Genomic DNA, 9,436 nt, shown 5'->3' with positions numbered 1-9,436 from the left:
ATTAGAAACAGCTTCAAAACCTCTAATGTCATTAGCGAACACAATCAATGCAGCTAAAAAGGAAATACTCGCATGGTATTATGGACGGCTATCAACCGCCAAAGTGGAGGGAATAAACAATAAGATTAAAGTGATGAAGAGAAATGCTTACGGATATAGAGATGATGAATATTTCAAACTAAGGCTTTTTGCTCTACATGACTGCCGTATCACACGAAATGTCGGATGAACCAAAAATCAGATGCAGGAGAAAAATAGTATCTTTGCGCTACCTTTATTTTATATGTTTAGGAACCTCTGTCGCAAAAGGCTACCGAGCAAATATACAAACTAGAGGAGTTGAGTACGTAACAAATAAATTATCAATCGTGAAGCAATCATTGTGGCATCGTCTGGCTACTGTAGCTGTGATAGCTAGTAGCCTAGTATTGAATTGGAAAGAGGCAAAGGCAGAGCATGTAGATTCACTCACTTATTACAAGCTAGATGACTTGGTGGTAATGGGGGTAAAGGCACAAACGAAACTACAAGCGCAGCCCATTAGCTCTACTTCTATCGACCTGAATACGCTCAATAATAGAGGCGTGACAAACATAAAGGACTTTACTGGGATGGTGCCCAACTTCATAATGATAGACCGAGATACCCCGCACACTTCGTCGGTATTGGTACGTGGAGTAGGCTCTAAGCTGAGACCCGCTGTCGTGATGTATGTGGATGGTGTACCGCACTTCGAGAAGTCTACATTTGACTTTGCCCTCAATGATGTAGAGAAGATAGAATTTCTACGAGGACCTCAAGGCACGACCTTTGGAAGAAACGCCATGGGTGGCATTATCTTGGTTCAGACTCGCTCACCATTTAAGCACCAAGGCACCACATTCCGCCTCAATGGCAATAGTCTTGGTGAGGTCGATGCGCGTATTTCTCACCTCAATAGACTCAGCGATCACTGGGCCTATTCGCTTTCGGGAAATTATCGTTTTTTCAGGGGATACATACCCAATGCTTTTGATGGCAGTATGGCAGATAGAGCACAGCAAGGGGCTATCAATGCTAAATTGGAGTGGTCTCCCAATGCCAACACACTAGTAAGATGGACCAATAATTTTGACATAACTCGTCAAGGAGCATTTACGTATGGGGCTGTAGATACAGAGAATATGACAGTAGCACCAGCCAATCTCGACCATAAAAGCCAATACGACCGCAAGATGTATGATGGTGGATTGCTCATGACCCATCATTCTGATAAGTATATTCTGCGTGGACAAATATCTACCCACCTTGTGGATGCAGTCTATGATGTAGACCAGGACGGTACTCCTGTAAATGCTTTATTTGTAGTCCAAGGTGAAAAACAGAAGCTTTTTTCTCAAGAGCTAACCCTACAGGGCAAAAACGAAGGGTGGTACAACTGGAGCTTTGGAGCATTTGGATTTCAGCAAAAAATTGACCGTACTGTAGATGTCACAATGATTCTTCCTCGGGCTGTACAAATAGATAGGCTCAATGATGAATTCACATGGGGTGCTTCGCTCTACCACCAGTCCTCTTTTAGATTTTGGGAGCGATTGAGGTTAGAGGCTGGAGTGAGATTGGATTATGAAAAAGCTCGTCTCAAGTACTTTGAGGACAAGAATGGCAAAAAGACAGACGAGGACAATTCGATGCCCTTCTTCCACATTGCCCCGAAGGCATCACTTCAATACTTCTTTACCCCTGATATTCAGCTATACACCACAGTTGCTCAGGGCTATATCACCGGTGGATTCAATACCGTCTATGTAGGAGATGACGACAGAAGCTATGGTGCAGAAAGTAGCTGGAATTATGAGATTGGAGCAAAGGGTTGGCTCGTACCAAGCCGTTTGTATGCAGAAGTCATCCTTTTTGCGATAGACACCAAGGACAAACAGCTGAATAAGACCATTCCTGGACTTGGTCAAGCGACCTACAATGCTGGGTCTACTCTAAGCAAGGGAATAGAAGCAGCTATTGAAGCACGAATCACTGACAAATGGAATCTCTCTGCAGCTTATGGCTTTACGCACGCTACATTTATTGATACGGATCAATTCAAGGGACAATTCCTTCCCTTCGTACCACGACATACTGTAGCAGCCAATACAGAGTACAGAATCCCTCTTAAGAGTCCAGTGAATGAAAGTATTACCTTACACTTAGGCTACAAGGGAATTGGGGATATGTTTTGGCACGAAGACAACGAAGTAAAGCAAGACTATTACCACCTCCTCGATGCCTCTGTAGCTGTCCAAAGTGGACGCATCAACTGGTCTGTATGGGGAAATAATCTTTTGAATAGCGATTATCTCGGCTATTTTTACACCGCAGAGACTAAAAAGATGGGCAAACCTGGTCGTCCTCGCGCTATAGGTATGAGCCTTACCTTCGACTTTTAACCAACTCAATGGGCAGCAATAAGGCATACAACTTAGGGACTTTCTTTACTCTCTACATCGCTCAATCGGTGCCGATGGCTTTCTTTGCTGCGGTGCTACCGATATTGATGCGCCAAGGAGATTATACCCTCACGGCCATCTCGCTTATCAAGTTGATAAAGTTGCCTTGGATTGTTAAGTTCCTATGGTCGCCACTTGTAGATAGGCACACCAAGGAGGTGGTGGATTATAAGCGGTGGATTGTGATTTCGGAACTATTGTATGCCCTTATCATACTAGGTGTAGCGCTCCTAAAGCTAGAGACACAGCCGGTGCTCGTTATCGGATTCATACTACTCGCCTTCGTGATGTCTGCGACCCAAGACATTGCTACAGACGCTCTTGCTGCACGTGCTTTTGCCCCGAGCGATCGAGGGTTGCTCAATAGCATGCAATCTATGGGCTCATTTGCCGGTAGTATGGTGGGGAGTGGCGTATTGCTTGTGCTCTTCTACAAGTTTGGATGGAATCATATCCTGCCTCTCGTAGCACTTTTCGTGCTGGTGGCTCTTATTCCCCTGCTACAGAATAGGCATATATTGTTGCAGCCTTCGCGAATGTCGAACCGTCCGAAGGCAACTCCACGGGATATGTTTACCTTCTTCGCTCAGAAAGGGATATACAAGCACCTTCTCTTCTTGGTGCTTTTCTATACAGGTATCATAGGTCTGCTCTCCAACCTCCGCCCCATGATGGTCGACTTTGGCTATGACATGAAGTCTATCGGCTTTATGGTAGGGATATTTGGCACATCTATGGGAATGATTGGTTCGTTCGCCTCTGGACTGGGGGTAAAGCACATTGGGCGGAAATGGATGCGTCGGTTAGTAGCCCTAATGATTGTATGCACGTCGGTCTTCTTTCTCCTCACCTACACTCGTGGTCTCCTCCCCCATAGCACCTACCTTATATATATAGGTATCGGCATGGTATGGCTCAGCTATGGCATGGCTGCTACTCTGGTCTATACTACCAGCATGGATCTAGTGCGGGAGGGGCGCGAGGGCACCGACTTCACAGTCCAGATAGTGGTGACCCATCTCAGCTCGATGGCTTTCTCTATCGGGCTCTCTCGTATTGCCGATGTTAGCACCTACGCAGGTCTATTTACCACGTCACTAATACTAGGGCTACTTACGGCTATCTATATATGGTTCTACAACCCCAAGACGATTATGGTCAGATGAATGATATACAATCCAAGTACAATGTGCCTGTACCTAGGTACACGAGCTATCCTCCGGCGAACTTCTTCCACGAGGGCGTGGGCGAGCGCGAGTTCGTCACTGCCATAGAGTGCTCCAATAATGAGCAACCAAGTCAGCTCTCTTTCTATATCCACTTCCCCTACTGTGAACAGCTCTGTCACTACTGTGGGTGCAATTCATATGTGCGTAGTAAGGGGGCGGATGACCAAGCGTATTTCGAAGCGCTCCTAAAGGAGATAGACCTAATAACTGAGCGCATAGATCCTAGTCGAAAGATTGCACAGATTCACTTCGGCGGAGGTAGTCCAAGTATTGCTGCACCTCAATTTCTAGGGAGGGTGATAGATAAGCTCACAAGTCGCTTCGACCTTATTGAGCGCCCCGAGATAGCGATAGAGGGACACCCAGGACATCTAGACCGAAAAGGGTACGAGGAGCTATTGGCACTTGGCTTTACCCGCATGAGCTTGGGAGTACAGGACTTCTCGCCAAGTGTGCTCCAGGCTGTGCATCGTATTCCCCCTATGATGCCCATAGAGGAAGTACGCGAACTCCTCTCCGACCGAGGGGTACCGCTCAATCTAGACTTTATTTATGGGCTTCCCCTACAGACACCCGATAGTTTTGAGGCGACGATACAACGGGCAATAGACTTACGCCCAAGCCGATTAGTGACCTTCTCCTACGCCCACGTGCCAAGTATGTTCCCTGCCCAAAAGCTACTAGAAAGGCATGGATTACCCACCGATGATGCGAAGGCAGAGATGTACCGCAGAGCTCGCCATCGTCTATTGGATAGCGGATACCGACAGATAGGGTTGGATCACTTTGTATTGCCTAGCGATGAACTCTTTCAGGCAGCTCAAGAGCATACCCTACACCGCAACTTCCAAGGCTATTGCTCACGCCGAACTACTGGGCAGGTGTATGCATTTGGCGTATCGGCTATCTCACAACTCAACTCGGCTTACACACAAAATACAAAGCACATACCTTCTTACCTCCGAAATATCTCGGAGGGCAAGCTACCTATACTCCGTGGCTATCTGCTCACGGAAGAGGAACAGATTACAAGAGAGGTTATCACAGCCCTGATGTGCAATGAACGCCTATCATGGAGTGATATAGCAAGTATCGTGGGACGGACACCTGAGGAGGTACGCAAGGCTACAGCATACGATGCTATAGAGATGAAACAGCTAGAGGTAGATGGACTTATTCGCCTAACGGACGATGGTTTTGAACTGGCTACACCTGGCTCGCCATTCCTCCGCTATGTAGCTTCGCGCCTGGACCCTCTCCTACGTAACACCCGAAACACCTACTCCAAGCCCATATAGACGAGTAGGTATTGAAAGTAATTATGTATACATTTGCAATACGATAAGGATTGTAGAGATAAATAATACATTAATATATAGGTATAATTATCATGAAAAAGGTTTTGGCGCTCTTATCTGTGTTCGCACTGATAACGGCAATGGCAAGTTCTTGTGACGAGAAACAGTCTTCTTCGGAATCAACAGACCCACACACCGCGATGAATGCTCTGGACTGGGAGGGAAGCTATTATGGCACACTTCCTTGCGCTGACTGTGAAGGTATCGATACGGAGTTGAGGCTTAACGAAGACAATACTTACAGGCTTACGACAAGTTACTTAGGCAAGGAGGATACTCAGAAGGAGACCATAGAGGGAGCCTTCGAGTGGCTTGAGGATGGCAATACGATTAAACTACTAGGCATTGAGGAGGGGACTAGATCACCATTCGTGAAGATAGAGGAAAATAGGGTGCGCTACCTGGACTTAGAGGGTAATGTGATTGAAGGCGAACTAGAGAACTACTACCTCTTGACCAAAGGAGGAAATCCGCTGGTGGAAGATATGAAGTGGCAACTAGTAGAATTCGATGGCAAGGAAGTGAAGGAGAGTGATCCTGACCACTACTATATCATGTTCGACTCTAAAGTAGGATTGGCACACGCTGAAGTAGGTTGCAACGTATTGAACTTCGCCTACAGGCTTAAGAATGATGTGGAGGTACAATTCACTCAGGATATGATGACTATGATGGCATGCCCAGAGGATAGCATTGAGGATGAATTCCTAGCTGCGATGAAGGGTGTAGACCGCCTTTCGATAGATGGGGAGACACTATTGCTGATGAAGGGTGAGACAACTCCAGTGGCAAGATATATCTTGGTGAAAGAAAAGAGTAACGAGGACTTGTAAGCCATAGGACTACAGCTAACAATAATGACAATGCAGCTGTAGTAGGTTCGGCACTAAATCATTCTAACACTCTAATGGATATAGCACTTATGCCATGCCCCCTCTACGGGTTTCTACACAGTAAATTATTTGGGAATGTGGAATATTGTGTGTACCTTTGCAGTCCAATTTGGAGAGTTTAGAAGCAAACCAATAAAGAATATAAGATAATGAAGAAGGGTATTCATCCTGAGAGCTACCGCGAGGTGGTGTTTAAGGACATGTCAAATGAAGAGATTTTCATCACTCGTTCTTGCGTTAACGCACGTGAGGAGATTGAAGTTGATGGTGTTACCTATCCACTAGTAAAGGTGGAGGTTTCAAGTAGTTCACACCCATTCTATACAGGTGTAGCTACCCTCGTGGATACCGCTGGACGTGTGGATAAGTTCCGCAGCCGCTACGGTAACCGTAAGAAGTAATTTCCCTCGGGGAGGTGTCTAGAGCTGGGCTCTAGGAGATATAAGGATTCTAGAATTCATCCTGAGCGTTTTGGGGTGCCCCGCAAGGGGAAAGGTGGACGCTCGGGGTGGATTCTTCGTACCGTATAATGACGTAAAGGAGGGCAATAATCAGGAGATGGAGGAAACGAGCAAGTTTGCAGATACCATTTGTGCTATTGCTACGCCTCATGGCGTAGGAGCACAGAGCACTATCAAACTTTCAGGAAAGGATGCTATTGAGGTCGTGGGGCGTCTCTTTCGCCCAGCAAAGAAGGGAGTAACACTCTTCAAAGCGACTCCCTACTCTGCCATATACGGGTGGTTGCATGACCCTACAGATGGCAGCTCTATAGACGACTGTATCGTCCTTATCATGAGAGCCCCCCACTCTTACACTGGCGAGGATCAAGTAGAGATAACCTACCATGGCAACCCTTTTATTTCTAAGCTTATACTAGATGCACTCATCTCCTTGGGCGCAAGGTTGGCAGATCCAGGAGAGTTTACTCGTCGTGCCTTTGCCAATGGGAAGCTAGACCTCAGCCAGACGGAGGCAGTGGCAGATGTGATTGCTTCGACCAATAGAGCGGCACTACGCCTTTCTATCACACAGATGAAAGGGGTATTCCATAAGAAGATAAGCGAACTGAGGGCGCAGCTAATACGCATTGCCTCGCTCATAGAAGTAGAGTTGGATTTCTCTGAAGAGGATATAGAATTTGTACCTAGAGCGGAGCTTCTGAAAGACTGCCAGAGAATGAAGCAGGAGGTAAAGCGACTAGCAGATAGCTACTCAAAAAGCGAGGTCATAAAGAATGGTATTCCAATTGCCATTGTAGGAGCCACGAATGCGGGTAAGTCCACACTCCTAAATGGTCTACTGAGGGAAGAGAAAGCTATAGTATCTGATATCCACGGCACTACGAGAGATACTATAGAGGATACCCTGTATATTGAAGGGCAGCAATTCAGACTAATTGATACGGCTGGTCTTAGAGAAACTGAAGACACCATTGAGAATATAGGCATTGGAAGAGCACTTCAGAAAGCGGCTTCAGCCGAACTAGCCCTATGGCTTTTGGATGCTACAGACACGGCTGAGCGATGGGATGAGACGCGAGCAGCGCTTAATAGCGAAGTGGAAATAGGGCGCATCCAACCAATTATCAATAAGATAGACATTGCGCAACCAGCGCAAGTAGCCAAGATAAATACTTGGTTGCAAGAGAAAGGATACTCCCACCCCCTAGAAATTTCGGCACACAGCGAAGAAGGGATAGAGACTGTACAGCAGTATCTACACAACCATTTTAACGACCTTGAGGTAGCCGACAACCAACTCATGGTTATCAATATCCGTCAGGCTACCGCACTTAACAGCGCAGCTGAAGCACTTAGCTCAGTAGAGAATGGCATCCAACTAGGGTTAAGTGGCGACCTCCTTTCCCAAGACCTAAGAGCAGCTACAGCCCACCTAGGCTCTGTTATCGGCGAAGTCACCACTGACGACCTCCTCACCTCCATCTTCGCCAACTTCTGCATCGGCAAGTAAGGACTACTTACCATCCATCACAAACCATCACTAAGGCACTCTATTTGAGTGCCTTTTGTTTTATCCGAAACTCTCGTTCGTTATCGATTTTAGTCGTTTTTACGCCCATTTTTGTACCGCTATTGTACCGCACACCTACTCACCCACTTTTGTCCTCCCGAGGTGCTGGACAAAGTTGAATATGGTTGAATATGGAGTATGATGAGATAACAAAAAAAGGCGAAATAACGATTAATTATGGCAGGAAGTAAGATACCTATCAAGAAAATCTGTGAGCACTGCGGAGCAGAGTTCACAGCACAGAAAGTCTCCACGAGATTCTATTCTCACACTTGTGCGAGTAGAGCATACAAGGCAAGAAAAAGAGTAGAACGAGTAAAAAAGACCGAAGTGGAGACACAGAGAGTAATCCAAGAACAACCAGTAGCTCATCTAAAAGACCGTCCCTACCTTTCGGTTGCCGAGACAGCAGCTCTTTTGGGACTAACAGTCCAAGGAGTTTACAAACAGATTTACTCTGGGCGCTTACGAGCTTCAAAGCTATCCAGTCGCTTAACTTTAATTAGGCGAGAGGACATCGATTGGATGTTGGCTGAACGACCTTATGTCAAACGACTTCCAACTGAGAGAACAAATATCACGGAGCTTTATAGTTCGGAAGAGGTCTGTGAGCTTTTCAAGATTTCACGCTCCTCTCTCTTTGCCATCGGGAAGCGGGAGAATATCCCTAAGACCTACAATAGAGGGCGAACCTATTGGAGCAAAAAACACATCGACGCCTACTTTGCTCAGTATGCTGCTGACCCAGATATTACTGAATGGTGTACGGCAGATGAGATCACAGAGAGATTTGGGATGACCCTTTCGGCTGTTTACAATCTTGTTTACGACCACAACATCCCCAAGAAGAAGGAAGGCAATAAGACCTTTTACTCCAAAAGGCATGTACAAGAAGCCAAAGGAGTGATTGAGAAGGAGGAAGTCAAGTACTACACGGTTCCTGAGATAATGGAAAAGTACAACTTCACTCGCGACCAAGTTTATCACCACCTGAAGCAATATAAGGTGTCAAGGGTTAAGAAAGGACGGATTGTTCTTGTTCCTCAGAAAGAGCTTGATCAAATATTCGAACCACCTATGATTATCCAATAGTTACTTCTCGGTTATCGCAATCACCGACTGATAACTGATTTACTTTGCTTGCAAATGATATGTATAACCCATTAAATAGAGCTTGCTGAATTAGGGGATGTGTTTTTTTTGAAGAATTGAGACGCATGCAGGATATTGGCGAACGATTTGTAATTTTGGAGAAAAAAAACGAAGGAAATAGGAGCGACAAAATAATGCGGATAAGTTCCCTGAGGAACGTTATCACATTTTTCGCTAAGAAAGACATAGCGACTGCTACCTCCGTTGTCTCTGGAAGTCGTGTCCTTATCCTAGCAGCTCCGTAGCGCATCTTCACGGTTCCGAAAGTCCCCTCTACCTCATTACGT

At 46.0% G+C, this 9,436-nt stretch carries 8 protein-coding genes and 1 pseudogene; 8 read left to right on the top strand and 1 reads right to left on the bottom strand.

The genetic code is table 11. From position 1 onward, the window contains the following. The 8 genes from A3GG_RS0110050 to A3GG_RS0110015 all read left to right on the top strand — a co-directional run. Positions 1-229 (top strand): transposase (locus A3GG_RS0110050; protein WP_018359165.1); only part of this gene is annotated, 229 nt, incomplete at its 5' end. Between the two features lie 139 nt (positions 230-368). Continuing rightward, positions 369-2,423 (top strand): TonB-dependent receptor, encoded by a 2,055-nt coding sequence (locus A3GG_RS0110045; RefSeq protein WP_018359164.1) that lies wholly within the window; start codon positions 369-371, stop codon positions 2,421-2,423. A gap of 8 nt (positions 2,424-2,431) precedes the next feature. After that, the gene (locus A3GG_RS0110040; protein ID WP_018359163.1) at positions 2,432-3,649 is read left to right on the top strand and encodes an MFS transporter; all 1,218 of its coding nucleotides are present in this window, start codon (positions 2,432-2,434) and stop codon (positions 3,647-3,649) included. Beyond that, positions 3,646-5,010, top strand: a complete 1,365-nt coding sequence (gene hemN, locus A3GG_RS0110035; protein WP_018359162.1) for an oxygen-independent coproporphyrinogen III oxidase — start codon at positions 3,646-3,648, stop codon at positions 5,008-5,010. The genes A3GG_RS0110040 and hemN overlap by 4 nt, the downstream gene beginning before the upstream one ends. 92 nt (positions 5,011-5,102) lie before the next feature. Beyond that, positions 5,103-5,903 (top strand): copper resistance protein NlpE N-terminal domain-containing protein, encoded by an 801-nt coding sequence (locus A3GG_RS12890; protein ID WP_083900408.1) that lies wholly within the window; start codon positions 5,103-5,105, stop codon positions 5,901-5,903. Positions 5,904-6,112: 209 nt separating this feature from the next. Beyond that, positions 6,113-6,364, top strand: a complete 252-nt coding sequence (locus A3GG_RS0110025; RefSeq protein WP_018359160.1) for a type B 50S ribosomal protein L31 — start codon at positions 6,113-6,115, stop codon at positions 6,362-6,364. A gap of 94 nt (positions 6,365-6,458) precedes the next feature. Next, positions 6,459-7,937: a tRNA uridine-5-carboxymethylaminomethyl(34) synthesis GTPase MnmE gene (gene mnmE, locus A3GG_RS0110020; protein ID WP_018359159.1), complete on the top strand. Its 1,479-nt coding sequence runs from the start codon at positions 6,459-6,461 to the stop codon at positions 7,935-7,937. 237 nt (positions 7,938-8,174) lie between these two features. Further along, complete coding sequence (locus A3GG_RS0110015) at positions 8,175-9,089, top strand: helix-turn-helix domain-containing protein (RefSeq protein ID WP_018359158.1); 915 nt, start codon at positions 8,175-8,177, stop codon at positions 9,087-9,089. Here the strand turns inward: A3GG_RS0110015 and A3GG_RS13650 are convergent. Further along, positions 9,079-9,436, bottom strand: a pseudogene (locus tag A3GG_RS13650) (hypothetical protein); the annotation flags it as partial. The gene A3GG_RS0110015 and the pseudogene A3GG_RS13650 sit on opposite strands and share 11 nt — an antisense overlap.

Source organism: Porphyromonas levii DSM 23370 (assembly GCF_000379925.1).
GTDB classification, from domain to species: domain Bacteria; phylum Bacteroidota; class Bacteroidia; order Bacteroidales; family Porphyromonadaceae; genus Porphyromonas_A; species Porphyromonas_A levii.
The sequence above is the reverse complement of the archived record's forward strand: the minus strand, read 5'-3'. Positions and strand labels throughout refer to the sequence as shown.